Below are 24,635 nucleotides of genomic sequence, written 5' to 3'. Positions count from 1 at the left end.
CCAAAATTGTGCCTAAGGCGCAACCGCGCCCGGCAATGGCGTACCGCACGGACCGGCGTTCTGGTTGCTTTCCCGCGTAAATACGCTTCCATGCCGATCATACAGCAAGTTTGCGATGTGATAGCCGATACGTTCCGACGACATGGCAATCGAATGCACGATCAACGAGCGCCGGAAACGATCCTTCGAACGATTCATGTACGACCCGTGAATAAGGTTGCCGTTGAAGAACAGCGCATCGCCGGGATCCATGATCATCGGAATCGGCGCCAGCCCGGCAGGCACCGACACTTCGTCCGAATACGCATACTGCTTCGTGTCCGCCTTGTCGGGGCACTGGATCTCCAGATCCCCCGTGTTCGGCACGACAACCAGACCGCCGTTTTCCTCGTCGGCCGGATCGATGGCGATCCAGCAGCCGATGCACGTTCCCGGCTCGTTGCGCAGGTAGTAGTTGTCCTGATGCAGCGCCTGCCCGCGCGCTCCGGGAGGCTTGAAGTAATACATGCTGCCGCAGGAAAGCGGCTCCTCGCCGAACAGATCGGCATTGGCGCGCATGATCGACGGATGGATCGAATATTTCATCGCCACTTCGCTGATCCGCTCCGGGCCGAGCATACGCGGATATTGCAGCAGCGGATCTTGTTCGATGCGATCTTTTGCCGGGATGTCGAACACCCCTTTCACCGGCCCTCGGGCCAGCAGATCCTGAAAGTGAAGCTTGACTTCCTCCACTTCGTCTTCATTCAGCAGTCCTTTGACAAGAATGAAGCCTTCGCGATGAAACTGTTCGACTTGCGCTTCGGTCAAATATTCCCGCTCCCGTTCGGCGGCCATATGCCGTTCCTCCTCCAGATGATGTTGCTCCCATTATATAGAGAGACGGCGGAACGCAACATGTACAATCCGGCGATTCGGATGTAAAATTGACCGGCGTTCAGCGCGTGTGGCCCGCCGCGTTTTGCCGGTATTGCGTGGGGGAGCAGCCGACTTCCTTTTTGAACGTTTTGCTGAAATGGTATTGATCGTAGTAGCCGAGCCGGGAGGCGATCGTCTGGATGCTGTCGCCGCTTTCCGCGAGCCATTGCCGCGCCTTGTCGAGCTTGAATTCCTCGATATAGCGCATAATGGTCCGGCCCGTCGCCGCTTTGAAAATCGCGTTCAAGTGATTGCCGCTGACGCACAACTGGTGGGACAATTCCGCCATGCGGATGTTCCGGCCGTAATGGTTGGCGACGTATTCGCCCACTTCGCGCACAATCGTGTCTTTCCAGTCGCCGTGGACGGGACGCTGTTCCCCTTCGTTTTCCTCCAGACGCCGCAGCGTATGGAGCAGCAGCTGAAGCACGTACGTTTTGACGAAGGCGAGCCGGTGTCGCGCTCCTCCCTTGGCCTCCAGCTGCACATGATGCAGGATATGGTTGGTAGTATAGTCGCATTCGAACTGGCTGCCTTCCAGCAGCAGCGCATCTTGCCCGCCGTCCTTGAACAACACGTGCGTAACGGTGCGCTTGAAGTCGGCGGCCAGCCAAAGCGCCTTGTAGGGCCGGGTCGCTTCCGGCATTTCGCAGTGGACGACTTCAGGCGGAAGCAAGATGACGTCGCCGTGGCCGAGCGGGAGCAGCCGGTCTTCGTACTGGATCGTGCAGCGCCCTTCGAGGCAAACGCACAGCTCGAGAAACGGATGCCGGTGCGGCTCGTGAATCGGTTCGAATGTGCCGCTTGCGGCCGCTTCGTCTGCCGGAGGCAGCGTATTCCGCGCCGGATCGGAAGCGATCCAGGCTTCGCCGTAGCGGCCGGTAACCTGCTCGATAGCTTGCCGCAGCGCAACGGTGACGCTTATGTCGTTCGTTTGGCTGGATGGATCGACGATTTTCATCGGGCCTCGTTTCGCGGCGATTCATCGCCGCAAGGAAAGTGGTTTGCCGGCAATTGCAAGGCAAGCCGGCAAATCTATTGTAATGCTGTTGCCACTGGCGCAACAACCGTCATTTCCGGCCGGCCCGCCGCAAAGGACAGACCGGCCCTTCTCCTCTTTGGCGGAGACGAGCCGGTCTGTTGCGCTTATTTTAATTCGTCCACGTGCTGTTTGACTTTATGAATCGCTTCAAGTATATAGTCGACGCCGGAACGATCGCCGAGCAAGTAGTAATGCAGGATCGTCACCATACTTGTCGCCCATCGTTCGGCGTTCGGCAGCCGCATCTGCCCGTAGTCGGGCAGCGGCACGCTTTCGTGCAGCAGCGGGCGCATCGCTTCTTCAGAGAAAGCCGCTTCATAATACAGCGGGCGGTTGTATCCCGTCGTCGTCCAGACGACGCCTTCGGCGCGCAGCGCTTGCACGAACGCGTCGCGCGAGCAGCCGAACGCCGCCGCATCGAACGCGATCACGAAGAAGTAGCAGCCCCACTGCGTCAGCCGTTCGTCGACCGGCAAGCTGCGCAGCCCTTCGACGCGGTTCACGCCTTCGGCCAGCAGGAGCGCGTTGCGGTGCCGCTGCTCGGCTTGGTCCGGCAGCTTGCCGAACTGCGACAGCAGCAACGCGGCCTGCAGGCCGCCGAGCCGCCAGTTCGTCGCCGGCACATAGTGGTTGTACGCGCGTTGCCCCGTATGGCGGCCGATGTTGCGGATCAGCTGCGCTTTTTCGTGAAGCTGGGCATCGTTCGTCAGGACGATGCCGCCTTCGCCGCCCGACAGCGCCTTGCTTTCCTGGAAAGAGAAGCTGCCAAACTCGCCCCATGAGCCTGCTCTGCGGCCGCGCCACGAAGCTCCCTGCGCATGGGCGCAATCTTCGATCACGAACAGGCCGTGCTTGTTCGCGACAGCCACGATCGCATCCATATCGGCCATGTACCCGCCGAAATGAACGGCGATAATCGCCCGCGTCTTCGGCGAAATGGCCGCTTCGATCGCGGCGGCGCTGATTTGGCACGTGTCCGGGTCGACGTCGACGAACACCGGCACCGCGCCGACGCACACGATCGCGCTGGCGCTGGCGATAAACGTGATGGCGGGCACGATCACTTCGTCGCCGGGTCGGACGCCGCCCGTCTTGAGCGACAGTTCCAGCGACACGGTGCCGTTGGCGACCAGCGTGCCGTAAGCGGCGTCGTGATAATCCGCGAAAGCGCGCTCAAATTTGCGGTTCGGCGATTGTTCGTCGCCGATGCCGCCCCAGTATCCCTGGCGCAGCGCCTGCAGGACGGCGGCTTCGTCCTCCGGATACAGCTTCGGCCATTTCACTTGCTTGAGCGGCTCGGCTGCCGCGGAACCGCCTTTGATTGCCAGCTGTGACATAAGCATCTCCTCTAATCGGGCATATTCCATCATCATGCGGATGTGCCTTCATTATAGGATGCCCGTCACGGACCTTGAATGGATAAACTGCCGATCCGCATGTATAATCGCACGACTGTGTAGCCTCGGGAAAGTATGCAGAGATCCGCATATACTCGAAAAATCATACACAATGGGCAGCACCGCATCCGGCGAAACCGGCTCCCGCTGCGCGCGGGGGTTAGTATTCCTATCGCTTCTTGTTTTCCGGATTCTTCGAATGATAACGGCCCAAGGGGGAATCCGGAAAACAAAGGCGAACGCTGCCGCTTCTCCATACCAACCCCCGCTCTCCGCTCCCGCCCCCTCGCCCCTGTTTAAACCATCACCGAGCAGACACGATGCACTAAGCATCGCATTCTCCCTGCCGCCAACCAAACAAATTTGCTTTCGCGCCACTGTCAGATGTTATCCTTTCCGCCAAGTCAAAAAAAAGCCCGCGACCGCCGCGGACTTGATTAGTCTCCTGTTCCCTGTACACTTACCGCATTTCGATCTCGGCGGCCTGGCCGATTAAATAGCGGCGAACCGAAGCATCCGTGCACAATCCAATCGCACGACTGTAAGCGGAGCGGGCTTCTTCCCGCCCCACCCGCTTGTACAAATGACCGGCCAGCGCCCAGTAAGGCTGGTAGTTCATCACTTCCGCAGCCGGAATCGCTTCCAGCAAGGAAAGGCCGCGCCCCGCCCCATAAGCTTCCGCAACCGCGGCAGCTTGGCCGACCAAAGCGCCCCAGGTAGGGCGCAAACTTACGAGCCCTTCATACAGATCGGCAATGGCCGCCCACTCGGTGCGCCCCGTCCATAAACGCTGCGCATGCGCCGATTGAATCGCAGCCATGAGTTGGAAGCTGCCGATTCGGCCCGCTTGCGAGGCGGCCAGCAGGCAACGCTCCGCTTCCATCGTCAAGGTTCGGTCCCACCTGGCGGCATCCTGATGAGAGAGGGGAATGTAATTCCCCTCCGCATCATATCGCGCTTCGCGGCGTGCCTCGCAGTGCAGCATGAGCGCCATCAAACCGTAAACCTCCGGCTCGCCTGGGGCGAACTGGAGAAGCAGTTTTCCCAGATAAATCGCTTCCCCCGCCAACCTCCTCCGAGGCGAATCGGCCATGGCCTCCTCTTCCCATCCCGTCCCGTAAGCCGCATAAATGGCTTGCAGAACGGAATCGAGACGTTCCGGGACTTCCTCTTCGTCCGGCATTTCAAACGTGAGCCTTTCGGCGCGAATTTTGGCTTTGACCCGGGTCAGCCGCTGGCCCATGGTGGAAGGCTTGACGACGAAGGCAGAAGCGATTCGCGCCGCATCGATGCCAAGCACCGTTTGCAGCATAAGCGGCGTACGCATCGCGGGATCGATGGCCGGAAGGGTGCATAGCAGCATCATCCTCAGCCGTTCGTCCGGAAAGGCAGCGCCTGAAGCAGTAAGACGCTGCGTATCCTCGGCTATGGCAAACAGCGTCGTCAGAGCATTGGCAGAAACATTGGCGCGGCGGGCGCGATCGATAAGCCTTCTGCGAGCGGCGGTGAGCAGCCACGCTTCCGGCAGGTCCGGAACGCCAATTTCGGGCCACGTTTCCAGCGCGGCGAGAAAAGCATCGCCGAGGGCATCCTCAACCGCCTGCAGGTCCCGCCAATGGACAGCCAAGTAGGAAATCAATCGGCCATAAGCGTCGCGCGCCGTTTGTTCCACGATCGAATGAGTGTTCATCGAATCGCGGCCGCTACAGCCCGGGAAGGTTTTGTCTGACCTCAACCGTATCGACAGGCCCTCGGGCAGCCCATTCCAATGCGGTTTCCAGGTCCGGAACGTCAATGACGAAGATCCCGCCGAGCTGCTCCTTCGTTTCGGGAAACGGTCCATCCTGAACCAGCATCTCGCCGCCGCGGCGCTTCATCGTGGCCGCTGTCTCCGGCGCATGAAGGCCAGCGCCGAATACCGCAATACCCGCCTGCCGCAAAGCATGCACATAGTGCGTCCAGCCTGCCAAGTATGCTTGTTGCCGGCTGGGATCCGTCCTTGACGCAAAGTCCTCCTGGCTTTCATAAAACATCAACGCATAATTCATTCTCTTGCTCCTTCCGTGAGCAACATGATTTTGGTTTCATGATGATGTCGTCTTCACGCAGCCGATTTCTACAATGCCCCAAAAATTTTATTGGAAATCATGCTTTTTTTGTTTCGGGACCAGACGACAACCGGAATGAGCAGCAAAGAAAGAAATCCCCCCGCTAGCGACAGCGTAGAATAACTGGACTGTGCCACCACAATCCCGGATACCGCCCCTCCCGAAGCGCCGGCCAACGCAATCAGCACGTCCATCGTTCCTTGCGTTTTGGCCCGGATTTGCGGAGGAGTCGCATCGACAATCGCCGTTGTCCCGCTGATGAGGCCAAAGTTCCAGCCCAGACCGAGCAGCGCAAGCGCCAGCACGAGAAGAACCAGCGAATCCCCGGGCGCCAAAGCGGCCAACAATCCGGCCAGGAGCAACGTGACTCCGGCGGCATAGGACATCAACGTCCGCCCGTATTTATCGACAAGCACGCCGGTAATGAGAGAAGGCAAATACATGGCCGCCACATGAATGCCGATTACGATGCCTACATTCCCCAGCCCATGCCCGTGGTGCTTCATATGCACCGGTGTCATGGTCATAATGGCAACCATCACGATTTGCGTCAACACCATCACGGCGGCCCCAACAACCAACCCTTGTTTATTCACTCGCAGCTCGGCAGCCGACGCTTCCGTCTCTTTCAATCCCCCCTGACCGGAACGCGCTGCGTCTGCAATCGCTTTGGCGACGACAAGCGGATCGGGACGGAGAAACACGAGAAGCACCAGTCCGGCCAAAATATAAGCAACAGCCGCCAGCATGAATGGCCCGGATAACGCGGGAGCGCCAAGGGAAGTCGCAACCGATCCTGTGACATTGACCAGATTCGGACCGGCCACGGCGCCAAACGTCGTAAACACCATGGCGGCGCTGATCGCTTTTGCCCGTTGTGTGGATGGGGCCAGGTCCGTTCCGGCGTACCGCGTCTGCAAATTTGTCGCCGTCCCTGCGCCGTAGATGAATAACGAAATAAACAGCAGCGGCAGACTGTTCAGGATCGCTGCCAACACGACCCCGATGGCGCCAATCCCGCCAGCCAAAAAACCTGCCGCCAGTCCGCCCCGGCGACCTACCCGCTGGGAAAGGCGGCCGACCAGCAGCGCCGCGGCGGCAGAGCCCAACGTGAACAAAGCGGCGGGCGCCCCGGCATAACTGTCCGTTCCCAGCATATCCTGAGCGAGCAGCGCGCCTACCGTGATGCCCGCAGCCAGGCCTGCTCCGCCAAACATTTGCGAAGCCATGACAATCCTCATGGTTCGTTTGAATAACTGGCGCTGCTTATCGGGAGAAGCTACGTACTCGCCAAGCGGCTCGGGCAAGTATTTCCTCTGTTTGCCCCGTACTACCGTTTGCTGTTCCATGAGCGAACGCTCCTCACCCTTTCCCGACCTGTTGTTCCCGCCATTCAAACACCCCTTCCGCCAGCCGGTAAGCGGTAAATCCCGCTTGCTGCAGCATCGCCACCGCCTCGGCCGCAAACACGCAATAAGGGCCGCGGCAATAAGCGGCAATTTGTGCGCCTTTGGGCAGCGTCTGCATGAAACGATTCAACTCTTCCATCGGTACCGAGATCGCTCCCGGAATATGACCCGCCTCGTACTCGTCGGTAGGCCGAACATCAAGCAGCAGAATGCTGCCGTCCGCCACTCGGGTTACGGCTTCGGCGAGCGAAAGCGACTGCAAATCGTCGCAATGGCTCATAAAATCGTTTTTAATTCGCAAGACGTCGCCCAGTTGCATTTCGCTGATGCGCCACAACGAATGGATAAACCCTTCAATCTCGGGACTGGCCAGCGTGTAAATCACATAAGTTCCCTTCTTGCTGAATTTCACCAGATTGGCGTCCAGCAAAATCTGCAGATGGCGCGAAACATTGGCCACACTCATCCCGGTTGCATCGGCCATTTTCTCTACCGACTTGGGCCCTTGCGACAACAGGTGCAGCAGCTCCAGCCGTTTATCGCTGGACAAGCATTTCCCGATCCGGGCGAACTGCCGGTACAACTCATCTTTAAAAACGCGAACGGGGAGTTCGTGCGCCATATCCTCCACCCCTGTCGTAATATTCAACGATTCAATTGAATTATAAATGGGGTCTCGTTTTTTAGTCAAGGCGCCCCCTCAATAATATCCTGCAACCCTTTCACACTCTTCAAATGGAATAATAAGTATACATAATCACAGCAATATGGTAGATTATGCGAAACGTTCCAAAAAGGAGAGATAGACTTGTTAATAAAAAAAAGGAATAAAATAGTTGTTCTATCTGCTATCACATTTATAGCTATAATTGGTTTTATTGTATACACGCTGAACATTCCATTAAGAACAGTAGATACGGGAGGGGAATTAACAAAGGGATATTCAAGTGTCAATGATTTGAAGGATTCTTCAGAGTTGATTGCTGAAGTTCTGATAGCTGATAGCGATGCATTGAAATACAAAAATGTCGTATTTACTGTCCAGAGCGCACAAGTACAGAAGCTTTTCAAAGGGAATGCCGATACGAAGAATATTCAAATCTTGGAAACCGGCGGGGTTTACGGGAATGTGGAGTATACCTTTGAGAAAAACAAAGTCATGAAAAAGGGCGAAAAAGCCGTTGTATTTCTGGAAAAATATAAGGGCCCCATACTAAAGGATGCTTATGTGATTCTTGGCGTTTTTCACGGGAAATTTACATTTGATGAAGACGGAGATTTGACCCCTTCCCATGAAACCGTCGGAGAAATTTCAACTGTTAAAAATCTCGGCGACTTAAATTTCAATAGTAAATAAGGATCTCGTCTTGGAGTCAAGCCGTCGCGATGTTTATATTGCGTTCATAATGTCGCTGTATTTTGTAGCTATTGATCAGATCAAAATACTTGCAGAAAGCTGTGACCCGCATGGAAACAAACAACCTACATTACTTTGAAAAAGCACCCGTCGCCAAAGCCGTCGCCCACTTCGCCGTACCGATGATGCTGGGCACCTCAATGAGTGTCATTTATTCCATCCTGAATGCTTATTTCCTCGGCACACTGGGCGATACGGCCATGTTGACCGCACTTGCCCTGACTTTGCCGTTATTCGCAGCCATTATGGCGCTTGGCAACCTGATCGGCATCGGCAGCGGCGCCTTCATCTCCCGTTTGCTGGGAGAGAAAAAATACGAAGCCGTAAAGCACGTGTCATCATTCGCTTTCTACAGCAGTCTTGTTCTTGGGCTTGTCGTGATGGCCGTCGGTATCCCGTTGATCGATCCAATCGTTAACGGCCTTGGGGCAACGCCGGACTCCTTCGGCTTTACAAAGGATTATGTGACGGTTATGCTGATCGGTTCGCCCATTGTCGTCCTGTTTTTTACGCTGGAAAATATGGTGCGCTCGGAGGGCGCGGCAGTCACGTCGATGATCGGTATGATACTCAGCGTTGTGGTGAATATTATTCTCGATGCGCTGGTTATTTTCGTCTTCCACTGGGGCGTGGTCGGCGTGGCATCCGCTACTGTCGTTTCCAACCTGGTTGCGGGCCTATTTTATACGTTCCATATGGGTTACAAAAGTGCGTTCCTGACGATTTCCGCCAAATGGTTTCGAGTTACCGGGGACATTTTGAGCAATGTATTCAAAATCGGCGTTCCCGTTTTCATTATGAGTATATTTCTCGGCGCCATGTCGCTTATCTTTAACCATTATCTGATTGACTATGGGGATCAGGCCGTTGCGGCTTACGGAATTTCATCGCGCTTGTTGCAATTTCCGGAGTTTATTCTGATGGGATTGTGCGAAGGAGTCGTGCCGCTCATTGCCTACTCTTTTACCGCGAATAAATTGCGCATGAAACATACCACTTCATTCACGATCAAAACGATTGTGGCATTGGCCGTTGTGTTCGGCATCTTCGTTTATCTGATTTCCGACCGTTTGATCGGATTGTTTACGAATGACCCGATCTTGATTGAAATGGGCAGCTACATTCTTCACGTCACGTTCTTGTCCTTGTTTATTACGGGAATGACTTCGTTGTTTACGGGGATCTTCCAGGCAACGGCGCAAGGAACCGCTGCGTTTATTATGTCCGTTATTCAAGGCATTACGCTGATCCCGGTATTGTATATCGCCAATCGCATGAGCGGCTTCCACGGGGTGGTCTGGTCGCTTGTTATCGCAGATGCCGCCGCGTTCCTTGTGGGCGCCCTCATGCTGTATGTGCTGCGAAACAAATTGCAGCCCGATTTGGAAAGCTTGGCCCAGTAGCACATTTATTACATCGCGAGGACAGGATACGGGATTGGCCCAAACGAAATAGCCCATGAAAAATGGCTTATATGCCCCATTTCGCCTGCCTCGTCGGAAATAACCAGTGAAAACACTGGTTATTTGGACCGAATGGCAGCAATCAGGGCAGATTGACGAGAATAGCCAGTGAAATCACTGGTTATTTTGTGGCGGCTGCCCATTTTGGGGCTAATAGGCCATAAAACATGGCCTATTTCGCCAACTCTGTTGGCTCGAGGCCTGGGGGGCCATCATTGATTAGCCATCAACTAGTGCTCATCCACCGAGCAGGAAGGGCAGATGCCCACTACTTTGCCGTTGATCAAATCGACCGGGAACGGCCCCGTGATGCGGCCATCCACACTTCGCGACCAGTTGATCGACAGTTGCATCACATGATTCCAAATCTCGTCGATGTAGCGATTGGCGAAAAAAGCTGCTTCGGCCGAAGGTACCGTTTCGTGCGAATGAATACGATCGTCGAGCACCATTTTGCGGAAAAACGCTTTTGTACGATAATTGGTTGCCGTATTGCGTGTAATCCTGAGCAGCCAATGTTTCACAGGCGATAACCCGCGGAATGAACCGATATGTTGGTAAGCACTGATAAAAACATCCTGCGAGATATCGTCGGCAGCATGCGTGCTTTTCGTTAGAAAATAAGCATAATTCCATACGTCCTGCCCGTAGGTCTCCATAAACTCACGAAACGATTGCGAGTCAAACTGACGGAGGTTCTTTAAATAGTCGTGATCCATCCCCTCACCTCTCATTAAATAGACAATTCCATTCGATTTTCGGTTCCCCTCCTGGCGAGTTTATAATAAAATCAACTGCCCGACTCAAGCGCCGGGCAGCGATGGAGACAAGTTAATAATCCAGCTCGAACGACGGTTTTATGATGCCTTTCGGGCCGTTAAAGTCGATATAGCTGTCGTTCATTGCGGGATCGATGGCAAGCACCAGGCTGGCCGCATCACCCGCCCGCAAAGCGGAATAGATGAAATCGCTGAGATCCCACTCAAAGTCGCCTACGGCGGCCCCGATGCCGACGGTGTCCAGCGGGAACGCCGTGGTGCCGACACCGGTCACTTCCCCTGTGGTCGCGTTGTGGTTGGGCGCATGGTTGAACGTAATCAGCGAAGGCTCCCAAATGTTATCCGTAATCCCGTACGCCGTCACCGGCGCAACCGAAGCTGATGTCGAATTCAATCCATGCAGCTTCAGCACGGCCCGATTCACCCGTTCCGTTCTGATGTTGCCAAGATCGATTTGCAAATAAGCTTTCCGGTCGTCCGCGGTTCCGGTGGCATTTTTGACGATCAGATGGGTGGAATACTCATAGTTGGTATCGGCATGCGCCGCTCCTCCCCAGATGAACGCCCCGCCCAAAGCCGAATCCACATACGGCGCATACAGCGACAGCGTCGGCGGAAGCGACGATGTTCTCCCATCGATCTGAAGCAGGGAGTTGGCGGCATCCCCGTTCACCAGCACAATCGTGGCGTAGCGATCGGGCAATTGGCTCCGCAGATAAGCGGTGGCATCCACCAGATAGGTTTTGTTGGCTTGATCGACATACACCGTGCCGATCCGGACGGCACCGACAGGCATCCCGCCAGCCGTCGGCGATTGATTCCACATGATGGCGGATTCGTTCCAACTGTCGTCCGTCAAGCCATACACATCGATCGCAACCGGCGCTGATGCGGACAGGCTCGACACATGGAACGACAGGACACCTTTGCCAAGCCCGGTACCCGCATAAGCGCCGAGACTGAATTTCATATAGGCCAACCGATCGTCCGTCGCGGCGGCCGCATCCATTACTTCCATCGCGCCGCTGCCGTCCATATGCTGATCGGCGTAGGCTCCTCCGCGCACATAAGCGGTTTCGGCAGCCGCAAGCTCCTGCTTCTCCTTCACTACCAGCTCGGGACCCCGCGTTCCGCCTTCCTTGCTGCTGACATTGATCCAGTCGTTGTACGTTTTGTCCGGCATGACGATAAAGCTGATCTTCTGATTCGCCAGACCGTGGTCTCTGACAAATCCGGAAACGTCGATTTCCTGCCAGTCATTGTTCCGATTCTCCATACTGATGCTCCCAAGGTAAAAGGCGGTCGATCCGGTACCCGTAATGGTCGTATACCCGGAACCGTCTTTGCCCAGGTTGGGGGCATTGTTCCACGTTAGCGTCTCCTCCGTCCAGCTGTTGTTCAGGATTCCGTAAACGGCCAGCTTTACCGGATTCGCCGGCACCGCGGTGTCGGAAGCGTAAACTCGCAGCTTCGCATCCGCCAACCCTTGTCCGGTATACGTCGAAAGATCAAATTTCACATACGCGGCCATCGTGGTGCGCGTCAGTCCGCCGTTGCGCAAAGCGAGCGTGGTGTAGCTGCCCAGCACCCGGTTCGGTTCCGCTTCTTTCGCATAGGCGTCGTCCGAAGCATGGAGCGCCACCCGGTTATTGCCCAGCGTCGGTTTGGCCTTCATCGGAGCATGGATCGTCACATAATCGGCATTGCGGGTAAAAGAAACGTCCTCCCCGTCGACTTGTATCCGCTCTACCGTTGCATCGCCTACGTACAGCGTGAAGGTCGTCATCAGCTTTTGGGTCGGATCCGTTGGGTCGTTGGCGATGTCAATGGTATGATCCGGGTTGCTCAGCACCGACAAGCTGCTCAGCACCTGATCGCTCTTGGCATACAGCTTGCGATCGAAAGCCGCGCGGTTGTCGTTGGCGATTTCCAGCTTCTGCGGATTGCCGTCGGCATCTGTTTTGAGCAGCTGGAAGCCGGTTTCTTCCGCCGCATGCGCAAAGTCGTAATGAATCCGATAGCTGCCGCCATCCGCCAAAGACAATTCGACGCCGTCATCCGTTTTGAACGCTGCGGTAATGCCGTCAGTTTCAGGCGCAAATTGATGCAGCGCAAGAAACTCCCCTTTGCCGTTTACGGATTGGCGGGCGGCAAGCACGGGGATCGTCACATTGGGCTCGTTGGCCGTGCCAAAGGAGGTTGCCTGGTACACATCGGTGGTGACATCATTGATCATGGTGATCCGATAAGTCAGGCTGCTGTCGGTCGTATCGGTAAATAACGCTTGAAAATTGCTGGAAGTCGTGCCTTTGGCCTGTACCTGCGTATATTGATAGCCGTTTGCCGTTCCCAAATTCCCCGATTGCGTTCCCATCGGCATATCGAGGTTCATCGTGCTTTTCGGAACATGGGCAAACCAGTCGAAGGTTTTGGGTTTGCCGGTCTGAAGCTGGAATACATCGAGCATCCAATTGTCAACCGCTATCAATCCTCTGCGGTATTGCTGCACATCTGGATAAATGCTGTCCGCCGAAGCCGCGCTGACGTGCATCGACTGCGTATGACTGCTGGCGATAAAAGCTCCGGCCAGACCGGCCTGCTTCGTGTCGGGAATGACCACCGTGTTATGGGCAGCCGACGTACGATAATACTGCTCGGCCGATTCCGTCCCGTAGGGGCTGATCCCCAAATCGTCCAACCACATGCGCCCGTTGCCGTAGGTGGTTATATTCAGCTTGTCGTTATGATCGTGCGTCCCCGTAAAAGGCCCGTAGTCAAGCGTACTCATATACGTCTGCCCGTCATGTGTATTCCGGGTAAACACTGTGCCCAGTCCGGGCATGTTCGCATCCTGCAGCTGGAACGGCCGGTCTGCCGCGGGAATATCTCCGCCCCCGAACAGCAGTGCATTGATGTCTGCCGCGCTTCGCGGTTTCTGCGTATAGGCCTGATTGAGAAAAGCAAGGTACGTGCTGTCGTGCTCGCCATACTCCCGATCGGCCGTTTCCATCATCCACAAGTAGACTGGGGTGAGCAAATCCGGTTTGTAAACCGAATCGTTATTGGCCTGAAGCGTCAAATCCGGATAAGGGATGCGCATAAACACGCGAAACATCGATTCCAGCCGGGCATTCCCGGCATACAAATTTTCGCCTTTATTGCTGCCCATCCGCTGAGCCGCATCCGCCAAATAGATGTAGAACTTCAATACGAAACTATGATAGCTTGGCGTGCCTTCGAACCAGAAGCCGTCGTCTCCCACGCCATAATCGAGCAGGCCGTCAAACAGACCGAGCGCCGTTCCCGTTTCAGCCGTAGCGGCATACCCGTTTTTGGCCTGTGCGATCAGGTTGGCATCGTCATATAAATAACCGACCAAACCGATCGAAGCGTCCATGATCACCTGAAAATTGGACAATCGCGAGCTCCGTTTGATCGCTTCCGTCGCCGGATACAACAAGTCGGCGCGAATGGCGGTTTTGGACGCGGCATCCAGTTGGCCGGAATCGAACAAGTTATCGACGGCAAATACAAGCGGCGTAATCAAAAATTGCCCTTCATTGAGCGGCGAATAATACGCTCTCGTCGCAAATGGACGAACCGGTGAAACAACGTCATGATTCACATAGCCGGGATATTTGGCCGCAAATTCCTTGACGATTTCCGCCGCCTTGGCCGCGTAGCGTTCGTCGCCGGTAATCAGATACAGATAAGATAAATACTGCGCCCCTTCCGTATGCGACTGGATCCACTTCGCGAACCAGCCTTTCGTGATCGTTTTCATCTCGCTGTCGCTTGTATTCGCGAGACTGACGATCCGGTCGTCCGCAGGATCCTGCGGATCGATTCCCGGCGATTTGAACTGGGCAATCTTGTAATACGTATCGTAGTCGTAGCCTGCGGCCCGAATGGCGGACAGGGACTCATATTGATAAGTCAAGGCGACGTCCAGCTCCGGATCGACAAACGCATTTTCCTGGATGTAGGTGGAATCCGAAATGAGCTCGGTTTCGCGATCCAGCCAAACGTCATATTTGGCTTGATAAGCTTGGACGAGATCCGCTGCCCAACGGAAGGCAAAATAGTTGTCCCTGACGGCTTTCACATTCACAAAGTGGGGACGGCTGTTGGAAAGCTCGCCAAGGTTCAGCTCGAAATTATCCACTCCTCCAATGTCCAGTGAAGTATCCGAAGCCGCTTCGAAGATCAGGGCAAATACGACCTGTTCGCCAACACGGCCGCTCAGGTGGGAGACAATATTGCTGCCCAAGGTGGAAAAGTGCGTCCACTCCGCCACATCATCCGGGTCTATCGTCCCGTCATGAAGCGAAAGGGAATAAATCTCATCGGCTGCCCGGTACACGCCGGCCCCTCCGTTCGTTGCCGACAACTCGTCCCAAACCGCAGCGGGCAATACGGCGAGTCGCCATGAGTTGCCGGAGTAGGTCGCTTCGCTGGTGCTTTTGATGTCGGCGGACAGCAGCAGATCGTCGGCGCCGGTAAAAAACGAAGGCAACGTAACCTTTTGCCCGACCAGCACCATCCCCGCCGAAGCGGCTTGACGCTCAGCGATCCGCAAGTAACGACCCGGCGCCCCTTGCTCCGCTTCAACCGTTACGGCGAAATCGGGCACATCCGCCGCGTCCGCTTTGGCGATCTTCACTTCCCAGCCGCCCGTCTGCGACAGTTCCGCTGTAGCTGCTTGTTCGAATCCCGTATCCTCAAACGCGACTCCTCCCGTATAACCGATTCGCAGCTTGCTTGCGAATACGGCCGAAACGCCGCTGTCCCAGGCGATTTGCAAATAGTCGGCATTCGTCAGCTGCGACATGGTGTAGTCAAGCCGCACCCATGAGCCGTTCTGCCCACCTTCGTTGGTCACGGTCGGCGCAATGTCCCGGTACGCGATCCCATCGCTTGAAACGGAAACCTGAATGGCGGGAACAGGCGCTCCCGGCTCGGCATACGCCACCAGTTGGAAGGAACGAATGTCCTTCTTCTTGTAAATCAGATAAGAAGCGCCGCCATTTCCCATGATGACCGATGAATCCCCGTCAAAAGAACCGGCGCTGACGACCGTCCCGTATCCAAGGCCATAGGTGCCGTAAGCGACCGAAACGACAGATACGCCGCTATGGGCATAAGTGCGGGACAAATCCTGCATGTCATCGGTTAAAATCATGCCCCCGTCGGCCATGTCTCCGGCATCGGCGCCGGCTTGTTGCCAGCCTGCGGGGACAAACGGCGAAACGGCGGGCAACATCCACGTCAACAGAAGCGCAAGGCAGCATTTCGTCAGAAATCGTTTCAAACTATCCACCTCCGGCATGATTAGGAATTGTCGCTTTCTCCCTGCTCGATATAACGGGCGGTCTCCGCATCCAGCCGCAGCTCCCCCGCCCGGCAGCTGTCCGTCAGCTGCTCCGGTTTGCTTGCCCCGATGATCGGGAAGACGGCAAACGGGTGCGCGAACAAATAAGCAAGCGCAACGGCAGCCGGCGTTTCGTTCAAGCGGGCCGCCACTTCGCGGACGCGTGCGAGCCGCGCGAAATTCTCGGCATTGCCGTAGTCCCTCAGCACCGCTGCGGTTTTCCCGCCGACACCGACAGCATCCGGACCGAAACGCCCGCTGAAAAAACCGCCGGCCTGCGAGGAGTAAGGAACGACGGCCATTCCCGTGCGGCGGTGAAACGCCAGCGTCCTCTCGTCCATGGCAACCAGCGTCTTGTCCTGCAGTCTCGCCTCATTGGGCTTGGCCAGGCTCCACAAAATCTGGCTGGCGCAAAATCCCGGTTTGCCCTTGCTTGCAGCGTAGTTCTGCGCTTCGACGATTCGGTCGAGCGTCCAGTTGGAGCAGGCAAAATAACGGATGCTGCCGGCCTCGACCTGCTCGTGCAGCACATCCATGATCGACGCTACGGGAACGCCCGGATCGTCGCGGTGCAGCCAAAAGAGATCGATGCAATCCAACTGCAGATTGCGTTGGCTGCTATGCAGATCGTGAATAATCTCTGCGCGGGACAAGCGAAAGAAGCGTTCGGGTGTCGCGCAGGCTCCTTTTGTCCCCACGACGATTGGCCGACCGCCTTTACGCTGCTTCAACCATTTTCCAATCGTTTTTTCACTGATGCTTGGCACGCTGCACTGCCAGTCGGCATAATTCAGCGACGTATCGAGGAAGCTCCCGCCCAAATCGCAGAAATGGTCGAGCAGTCGAAACGAATCTTGTTCGTTGATGGCGCTGCCAATGGAAGCCGTTCCCAGACAAAGCGACGAAACGGTCAGTTGCGTACCCGGAATGGTGGTCATGAGCATGGTCAATTCAGCACCATCTCCAGCCGCGGGGCGATACAAGCCGCATAATAGTCATGGCCAAGCGGGGTAGGATGTACGCCGTCGTCCGCGCCTGCATTTTCCACGGTACGGAGCAGCTGTTCAAGCCGCGTCCCCGCTTCGATCGCCTCGGACCAGTGCCGTTCCGTATCCGCCAGCTCGCATGCCAATTGCCCGGCAAGGTCGCGAATCGCGTCGTTATACTCGCGGATTCGGCCATTCGCGCCGCCGGGAGCGTACCAGCGCTGCGGATGGCGCGCATAGTAATACCGGCTTTCGTCGCCTTCGAGGATCGGATGGATCGTGCACAGCAAGGGGACGATGCCATCCTCCCGCAATTCTTCCACCATGCCGGCCAGATTGGCGCGGAACTCGTCAAGCGGCACTTTGGCGTGGCCGCCGCTGCCGGTTGCCGTATGGTCGTTCATGCCGAATTGCAGCACACAAACATCGGGTTCGTGGTCCCGGACAAACCGCCTCATTCGCCCCCTTGCTTCTTGCGTCGTTTGCCCGGGGATGCCGGCATTAATCGTGACGCAGTTCATCAACGTGCCAAGCTTGTACAAATACGTGTCCTCCGGCAGCAAATGAACGCCTGCCGTAATACTGTCGCCGAACGCAACCACAAGCTTTTTTTGCGGCTTCATCCTCTGTTGCTCCATGCTGCATCGCTCCTCTCAGAGATGAATATAGAACGATTCATCCGCAAGGAACACGCACAAAAGCACGGTTTACTGGTTCATTCTTATGAATTGCGAACCATCCGGATTTCGACCCGGGTTCCTTCGCCCGGCCGGGAGTGAATCCGAATCCCGCTCGTTTCGCCGGCAAATAACTGGATTCGTTCCAGCACATTGTGTAGGCCGTAGCTTTTGCTTGTTTGCTTCGAGGGCTTCGCCAACATGGTTTCGGCGAGCTCCGTGTCCATCCCGGCCCCGTTATCTTCTATGACGACAACCATTCCGTCTTCCGTTTGCTCGCCGGAGATGATAATGGTCCCCTGGCGGTCCGCTTTGTTCTGAATGCCGTGCAGCAGCGCGTTTTCAATGATCGGCTGCAGGGTAAGCTTGGGCAGCAGGCACGACAAAATCGTTTTTTCCACACGAATGTCGTAATCGAATTGCGGGAACCGCTTTTTTTGAATATCCAAATAAACCTTGGCCAAATTGAGCTCGTCCTCGACGGTCACAATATCCTTGCCGCGATTCAAGCTCAAGCGGAAATAGGTGGCCAATGCCGTGATCATCATGCTGATGTCGTTTGCGCCGCGGGTTAATGCCATCCAGTTGATGCTGTCGAGCGTGTTATACAGAAAGTGCGGATTGATTTGCGCTTGAAGCGCCTTGAGCTGCGCCTCTCTCGCCCGCATTTGCTCCCCGTAATTTTTTTCCGTCAGCATCTTTAAGGTGGCCAGCATTACCCGTACGCTTTTTTCCAGGCGAACGACGGTCCCCTTTTGCTCGGAGGCAACATCGTCAAGCGTATGAACGCCTTCCCTTTTGATCAGCTGCGTCATTTGCGTAATCCGCTTCACCATATTTTCCGTGACGAAGCCAAAAATGACGAAAGCGACAAGAAACAGCACGAGCAAAGCGACGAGCACAATAATGATCGAGCTCATCGAGCTGTACGTCGCATTCGTATGGTTGATCGTGGCGGCGGAAACCGTCGTGACGATTTTCCATCCGGTGCTCGGAATCGTTTTGTAAATCGCAAATTGCCGCCCCTGGTCCCCGTTATACGCCGCGATCCCTTGATCCCGCGAAGCGATGTCGCGGAACACGCGATCGTCCAGCGTCTCGCGTCCGAGCATGGACTCGTCCGAATGGACAATGACCTTGCCGTGCTCGTCGACCATATAAATCGTGGAATCCTTCGAGTTGAAATGGACGTTCTGGAGAATGGCCCCTATATTTTTCACCGGAAAATCGATCAGCATAATGCCTTCGATCTTGTTGTAGTCGTCCGGATCTTTGACGATTCTGGCGCCAGACATGATCCAAACGGGATCCTTGGCGCCAAGATAATGATAGGTGTAGGTGGAAATCCAATACATCCCGCCGTTCTGCTCCAGCACCGCGTTATACCAGGGCATGTGTACGGCTTCATCCAGGCTGAAAAAATTCACATGTTCGCCGGCATACATTTTGCCCGGATCGACGTACATCCGCACTTTTTCGATGTCCGGGCTCGTTTGCAAATTGTCGATCATGTTCGAAAGCGCTTTTTGCTCCACAAGCTGCTGATACGCATCGCGTTCGGGGAGTCTGACGCTTAAATAGCGATGCAAATCCGCATTCATCACCAGAATATCGGAAATCTCATTGACTTTGGACAGCCGGTAGGACACATTGATTTCGACTTGATTGATCGCCGCCAGCATCGATTGGGTGACCTCGTCCTCCAGAATTCCCCTGGACTTGTGATAGAAGTAGGACAGCAGGCAAACGACCGGAATCATCACCAGCCCCAAATAAACGACGATCATCTTCTTGCTGTATATCCACCGGTTGTTCATCAAGTACGGGCTCATCGTCCCTCCGCCGCCATTCGTCAGGAATTGGAATAAATATCGCGGTATTCGCTCGGGCTGAAGCCGAACATTTTTTTGAATTGTTTGCTGAAATAGCCGGGTTCGGCATAACCGATCTTGAAGCAAATGTCGTGCAGCTTGAGATCGGTATTCACCAGCAGCTCCTTCGCTTGCTCCATTCTCGTTCGCGTCAGGTAGTCGTTGATCGTTTCGCCCGTCTCTTGCTTGAACAGCAAGCAAATGTACGTCGAGCTGAAAAACACCTGGTTGGAAATGTCGTCAATCGTCAAATTCATCGGATACTGCTCCCGGATGACCGCCTTGATCCGATCGATCACCTCGTGCGTTTTTTTGCTGCGTTTTTCACCTACGATTCGGCATACCGCCACTAAATATTCGCTCAACGCCAGCTTCATGTCATAGATCGTTTCCAGTTGAAACAACACTTCGCCCAGCTTCCGCTCCTGCTGCTGCAGCGTTTCGGTAGCCATGTCGTACTCGACCAGAAAGTGGGACGCTCCCGACAGCACCTGCAGCGCGATCGTCCGGCAATGGTGCTGCGTCATGCCGCGATAATGGGCAATCTCGTCGAACAGTGCGTCGAGACAGGCGAGCAGCTTGTCTTCCATCCCTTTTTTCAGCAAGGAAGGCAGCGCATTGACAGCTGTATGAATGTTGCGCAGGTCGACGTTTCTTCCCGTTTCCATGTCGTCGACGGTGATGATTTTGTTATTCCCCAGAAACAGTTTCATTTGTACGGCTTCCGACGCCGTACGGTAAGAATAGGATAAATCCTTCAGGTGATGCACGCAACTGCCAACGCCGACGGTCAAGCTCGTATGGATGAAGCGTTCCAGAAAATCGTGCAGCTTGACTTTCAGCTCCGCAACAAGCGAAAAAATTTCTTCCTGCTCTTCATCGTTCGTCAGCTGAAGAATGATGACGTACTCCCCCGTCGTATGCTCGATCACATAACCGAACAACTGCCCCCGCACGACTTCCTGACAAATATTTTGCACGGAGAAGGAGATCAGTTCCGTTTCCTTCTGGCTCATTTGTCCGAGGATCGACGCTTTATTATCGAGGCTGACGATCAGCGTGCAATATAGGCTGGCGAGCGGGAGCGACAAGTCGAGAAATTCGATCCGTTTCTCCAGCACATGCGCGTCTTGTCCCTTATCGTCCGTCAGCAGCTGAATAAAAAAACGCTCGCGCAGCAGCGGCATGCTCTCCCGCAATTTGGCGCTCATCTGGAGCAATATATCCTGCTGGCCTTTCTCCTCCTTGGATAAATCCACCACCTTCTGCACAACCTGAAGCAGTTCGGCCAAATTGACCGGTTTGAAAATATAATCGATCGCATCGAATTTCATCGCTTGCTTGAGGTATTCAATATCGTCGTAGCCGCTGATGAAGATCACTTTCATTTTTTCGAACCGTCTCCGCAACTGCCCGACCATCTCGATCCCATCCATGCCCGGCATCTTCACATCGGTCAGCACGATATCCGGACGCAGCTGCTCGGCCAGCTGCAAACCGGCCTCGCCGCCGCCGGCTTCACCGACAATTTCGATGCCGTACGCGTTCCAGTCCACGCAAACCCGCAAACCGTACCTTGTTGTCGCCTCATCGTCCACAATGATCATCTTGTACATCTTTTCGGCCCCTACCGTTTGATTTTCCGGCTGTCCCGAATGAAGAATAGACAAATCGTCACGATTTGTCTACCTTCACTGCCCGACCAGCTATCGCTTATTTTTTTCCCGGATACGTGGCGTACCAGTCGTTAATTTCCTTCATCATCGCTTCTCCGCCTTCCGCCTTCCATTTGCTGAGGAAATCGGGGTATTTGGCGATGTCTTCGGCGCCCATGATGACCTTGACGGCGTAATCGTTGACCAATTGATTCAGCTTCTGCGAATTTTGCGCAGTCAGCTTCAGATCGGACGCGTAGCCGATGACGTCCTCCACTTTATATTTGTCGGCAAGATTGTTGTTCAGTTGCTTGAAGCCTTCGAATAGACGCGGGTCTTTTTGTACCCGGGCCTGCCACAGAATCGGAAAGTTCTTTTCGATATGGCCGACGAGGAAGGTGCCGCCGTAGTTGACATCGTCGTTGAACTTCGGCAGAATCGGCACGTAATTGCCATTCTGAACGGTGTAGTCCACTCCTTCTTCCCCTACCATGACTCTTTTATACGTTTCGGGCTCCAGGATCGCATTAATCCACTTGACGACGTCCTCCGGGTGCTTGGAAGACTTGGGAACGATGCTGTAGGAGGAGTACCCGACCGGTTCTCCGTAGCCGGCCTTTCCATCTTTGCCCGTCAACGGCGAAACAAACACGACTTTGGCATCCGGCTTCACCTTCTGCAGCGCATCCATCACCGTCGGGATGTCCGCCCAGTTGGCTGCCAATACGCCGGCCCGGCCGCTGGTGAATTTTTCCCGCGTGGTTTCCACTTTGTTGCTGGCGAATTCATTGTCAATCAGACCCTTCTGATAAAGACCGATGAGAAATTTCAAATAGTCCTGGTACGCGGGATCTTCGGCGATATTCAGCATTTTCCCGTTCGTCGGGTTATTCGTATTCGGCATGCCGAAGGCGCCGATCAAATTGGGAATCGTCGAAACCGCGGAAGACAATGTAAACGGAATGCCGTTCTTGCCGCTTCCTCCCGGATCCTTGTCTTTGAAAGCTTGCAGCATGGCGGCGAATTCGTCCGGCGTTGTCGGCATTTTCAGGCTCAGCTTGTCCAGCCAATCCTGACGGATGAGCAGACCGTTGCCCACCTGCACCAGCGCTTTGGTCGGAATGGCGTATATTTTGCCGTCCACCCGGGTGGCGTTGAAGCTGTCCGAGGATATGCCGGCTTTGATGTTGGGCCCGTACTTCTCGATCAGCGGCTCCAGATCCGTCAGCGCGCCGCTAAGCGCGTATTTGTTGAACGTGTTTTTGTCCGTGACGGTAGCCAGATCGTAATCCGCGCCTGAAGCCATGATCAAATTCAGCTTGTCGAGCGGATTGTTTTGCGGCAGCAAATCGTACTGTACCTTGTACCCCGTTCTCGCCTCCAGCACCTTGGCGGACGGATAGTTGTTGGGGTCCTCCGGCATGTAGGACTTGAGCGCCTTCAGCGCCGGCTTCGGCGCCGCGCTGGCCGCACTGCTGGCGGCGGGCGCCTTGGAACTGCTTCCCTGCCCGTCCTTCGTATCCTTCGTGCCGCCGGAGCTGCTGCACCCGCCGACCAGCACGCTGCCGGCAAGCAGGACAAGCGCGGCTCCCTGACCCAAACCTCTTCTTTTCATCCTGTAAACCCTCCCATGTCATCGTTATCATAAACTCTTTTCGCAAAAAGAGAAATGACCGGCTTGCCCTACCCTTTTACCGAACCGATTAAAATGCCCTTGATAAAATGCTTCTGCAAAAACGGATACACCAGCAGGATCGGCACGGTCGATAAAATGACCGTCGCATTGCGAATGCCTTCGGGCGACAGGTTCAACAATTGATCCAGGTTGCGCGTCGCATCCAGCGGATCGCTTGTCGCTTCCAGCACAATGTCCCGCAAGTACAATTGCAGCGGCTTAAGCGCCGGGGTGTTGATATAAATCATCGCCTGAAACCAGTCGCTCCAATACGCCACCGCGTAAAATAAACTGATCGTCGCAATGACCGGCGCGGACAGCGGAAGCACAATACGGAAGATGATTCTCATATTGGAGGCGCCGTCTATACGAGCCGATTCCTCCAGGCTCTCCGGAAGACTTTCGTAGTAATTTTTGATCAGCAGCAAATTAAACACATTGACCAGTCCGGGAACGACCAGCGAGCTTAGATGATTCAGCATTCCGAGCTGTTTAACCAGCAGATACGTCGGAATTAGGCCGCCGCTGAACAGCATCGTGATGACGAACAGCAACACCAGCACGTTTACGCCCGGCAAATCGCGTTTGGACAACGGATACGCCGTGACGACCGTCAATAACAGGGAAGCGAGCGTCCCCACGATCGTGATGAGCAACGAAATTTTGAAGGCGCTCAGAAAATGCGGGTTCGTCGCGACATATTTCATGTTGCTCAGCGTGAACCCTTGCGGCAGCAATGTTACTTTGCCGGCGATGATCGCCCAGTCCGCGCTGAGCGATTTGGACAGAACGTTAAGGAAGGGCCCTACGCACACCACGACCTTCAGCAGCAGCGTCAAATGGATGAAGGCATCGTAAACCCATTCGCCCGAACGCCATTTGTTTGTTTTCACGGTTCCTCACCACACGCCTTTTTGCGCATACTTTTTGCTTGCGTAGTTGCCGGAAACGACAAGAATGAAGCCGACGACCGAATTGAAGAAGCCAACTGCCGCAGAGAAGCTGTAATCCAGATTGCCGAGGCCCATGCGATAAATGTAAGTGCCGATCACATCGCCCGATTGATACACCGACGGGTTGTACAGCAGCAAAATTTGCTCCGTTCCCGCCTCCAGAATCGACCCCAGCCGAATGATCAGCATCAGAAAAATCGTTGTGGCGATGCCGGGCAGCGTGATGCTTGTCATCATCCGCAGTCGGCCCGCCCCGTCCATTTTGGCCGCTTCGTATTGTTCCTGATCGATCCCGGCAATCGCCGCCAGGAAAATAATCGCGTTCCAGCCGGAATCCTTCCATCCCGCGGTGGCGACCAACACGCTGCGAAACCAGTCGTTGTCGAGCAAAAATTTCACAGGTTGTCCGCCAAGATGGACGATCAGCTGATTGATCAGCCCGCCCGACGGCGAAAGAATGTTGACGAACAACCCGGCAATAACGACCCACGATAAAAAGTGCGGCAAATAAATGACCGTTTGCACCGTCTTTTTCCACAACAGGCTTTTCACTTCGTTCAGAAACAGCGCGATCACAATCGGGATGGGAAACAGAATCACAATTTTGTACAAACTGATCAGCAGCGTATTGCGCAGAACCAAATAAAAATCGCTGGAATGAAACAGATTCCGAAAATGCTCGAGACCTACCCAAGGACTGCCGCCGATGCCTTTGAACACGTTAAAATCTTTAAACGCGATGATAAGGCCGTACATCGGGACGTATTTAAACACGATCAGATAAGCCAATCCGGGGATCAACAGCAAATAAAGATCGTAATGGGTCAGCGCCTTTTTCTTCCAGGCCTTTGTTTTTTTGCCGGGAGCGTAGCCTGGAAAGGCGGCCCGTTCCTGCTCTGCCATCCTTATCGTGC

General features: G+C 54.9%; 18 protein-coding genes. 2 read left to right on the top strand and 16 right to left on the bottom strand.

The window, feature by feature from the left end; genetic code table 11:
* Positions 1-12: 12 nt before the first annotated feature.
* The 7 genes from EXY20_RS07355 to EXY20_RS07325 all read right to left on the bottom strand — a co-directional run bounded on the left by EXY20_RS07355 (position 13) and on the right by EXY20_RS07325 (position 7,496).
* The gene (locus tag EXY20_RS07355) at positions 13-837 is read right to left on the bottom strand and encodes a phytanoyl-CoA dioxygenase family protein (RefSeq protein ID WP_135549244.1); all 825 of its coding nucleotides are present in this window, start codon (positions 835-837) and stop codon (positions 13-15) included.
* Between the two features lie 100 nt (positions 838-937).
* The gene (locus EXY20_RS07350; protein WP_135549242.1) at positions 938-1,879 is read right to left on the bottom strand and encodes a helix-turn-helix transcriptional regulator; all 942 of its coding nucleotides are present in this window, start codon (positions 1,877-1,879) and stop codon (positions 938-940) included.
* Positions 1,880-2,064: 185 nt separating this feature from the next.
* Positions 2,065-3,297 carry a DegT/DnrJ/EryC1/StrS family aminotransferase gene (locus EXY20_RS07345; protein ID WP_167859048.1) on the bottom strand — a complete coding sequence of 411 codons (1,233 nt, stop codon included), beginning with the start codon at positions 3,295-3,297 and terminating at the stop codon, positions 2,065-2,067.
* A gap of 520 nt (positions 3,298-3,817) precedes the next feature.
* Complete coding sequence (locus EXY20_RS07340; protein WP_135549238.1) at positions 3,818-5,047, bottom strand: RNA polymerase sigma factor; 1,230 nt, start codon at positions 5,045-5,047, stop codon at positions 3,818-3,820.
* Between the two features lie 13 nt (positions 5,048-5,060).
* Positions 5,061-5,405 carry a YciI family protein gene (locus EXY20_RS07335; protein WP_135549236.1) on the bottom strand — a complete coding sequence of 115 codons (345 nt, stop codon included), beginning with the start codon at positions 5,403-5,405 and terminating at the stop codon, positions 5,061-5,063.
* Between the two features lie 68 nt (positions 5,406-5,473).
* Positions 5,474-6,814: an MFS transporter gene (locus EXY20_RS07330; RefSeq protein WP_135549234.1), complete on the bottom strand. Its 1,341-nt coding sequence runs from the start codon at positions 6,812-6,814 to the stop codon at positions 5,474-5,476.
* A gap of 13 nt (positions 6,815-6,827) precedes the next feature.
* The gene (locus EXY20_RS07325) at positions 6,828-7,496 is read right to left on the bottom strand and encodes an ArsR/SmtB family transcription factor (protein WP_135549232.1); all 669 of its coding nucleotides are present in this window, start codon (positions 7,494-7,496) and stop codon (positions 6,828-6,830) included.
* A 186-nt stretch (positions 7,497-7,682) separates the two neighbouring features.
* Here EXY20_RS07325 and EXY20_RS07320 point away from each other — a divergent pair, with 186 nt between their 5' ends.
* Positions 7,683-8,231: a hypothetical protein gene (locus EXY20_RS07320; protein ID WP_135549230.1), complete on the top strand. Its 549-nt coding sequence runs from the start codon at positions 7,683-7,685 to the stop codon at positions 8,229-8,231.
* Between the two features lie 110 nt (positions 8,232-8,341).
* Entirely contained in the window at positions 8,342-9,694 is a 1,353-nt protein-coding gene (locus EXY20_RS07315; RefSeq protein ID WP_135549228.1) for an MATE family efflux transporter, read from the top strand.
* 290 nt (positions 9,695-9,984) lie between these two features.
* On the opposite strand, the gene EXY20_RS07310 is transcribed toward EXY20_RS07315, so the two are convergent.
* From EXY20_RS07310 to EXY20_RS07270, 9 genes are all read right to left on the bottom strand, one after another.
* Positions 9,985-10,473, bottom strand: a complete 489-nt coding sequence (locus EXY20_RS07310; protein WP_135549226.1) for an RNA polymerase sigma factor — start codon at positions 10,471-10,473, stop codon at positions 9,985-9,987.
* 112 nt (positions 10,474-10,585) lie between these two features.
* Positions 10,586-15,844 (bottom strand): CBM96 family carbohydrate-binding protein, encoded by a 5,259-nt coding sequence (locus EXY20_RS07305; protein WP_167859047.1) that lies wholly within the window; start codon positions 15,842-15,844, stop codon positions 10,586-10,588.
* Positions 15,845-15,864: 20 nt separating this feature from the next.
* On the bottom strand, positions 15,865-16,848 hold the full coding sequence (locus tag EXY20_RS07300) for an aldo/keto reductase (protein WP_235885432.1): 984 nt from the start codon (positions 16,846-16,848) through the stop codon (positions 15,865-15,867).
* 2 nt (positions 16,849-16,850) lie between these two features.
* On the bottom strand, positions 16,851-17,528 hold the full coding sequence (locus EXY20_RS07295; protein ID WP_135549221.1) for an SGNH/GDSL hydrolase family protein: 678 nt from the start codon (positions 17,526-17,528) through the stop codon (positions 16,851-16,853).
* A gap of 83 nt (positions 17,529-17,611) precedes the next feature.
* Entirely contained in the window at positions 17,612-19,399 is a 1,788-nt protein-coding gene (locus EXY20_RS07290) for a cache domain-containing sensor histidine kinase (protein ID WP_135549219.1), read from the bottom strand.
* A gap of 20 nt (positions 19,400-19,419) precedes the next feature.
* On the bottom strand, positions 19,420-21,054 hold the full coding sequence (locus EXY20_RS07285; RefSeq protein WP_135549217.1) for a response regulator: 1,635 nt from the start codon (positions 21,052-21,054) through the stop codon (positions 19,420-19,422).
* 97 nt (positions 21,055-21,151) lie between these two features.
* Positions 21,152-22,708, bottom strand: coding sequence for an extracellular solute-binding protein (locus tag EXY20_RS07280; protein WP_135549215.1), 1,557 nt, complete (start codon positions 22,706-22,708; stop codon positions 21,152-21,154).
* 68 nt (positions 22,709-22,776) lie between these two features.
* On the bottom strand, positions 22,777-23,661 hold the full coding sequence (locus EXY20_RS07275; protein ID WP_135549213.1) for a carbohydrate ABC transporter permease: 885 nt from the start codon (positions 23,659-23,661) through the stop codon (positions 22,777-22,779).
* 6 nt (positions 23,662-23,667) lie between these two features.
* On the bottom strand, positions 23,668-24,624 hold the full coding sequence (locus EXY20_RS07270) for an ABC transporter permease (protein WP_135549212.1): 957 nt from the start codon (positions 24,622-24,624) through the stop codon (positions 23,668-23,670).
* Between the last annotated feature and the right edge of the window lie 11 nt (positions 24,625-24,635).

Origin of the sequence: Paenibacillus cymbidii (genome assembly GCF_004764705.1) — a bacterium.
Taxonomy (GTDB): Bacteria; Bacillota; Bacilli; order Paenibacillales; family NBRC-103111; genus Paenibacillus_AN; species Paenibacillus_AN cymbidii.
Note: the sequence above shows the minus strand (reverse complement) of the source record. Positions and strands in the feature narration are given on the sequence as shown.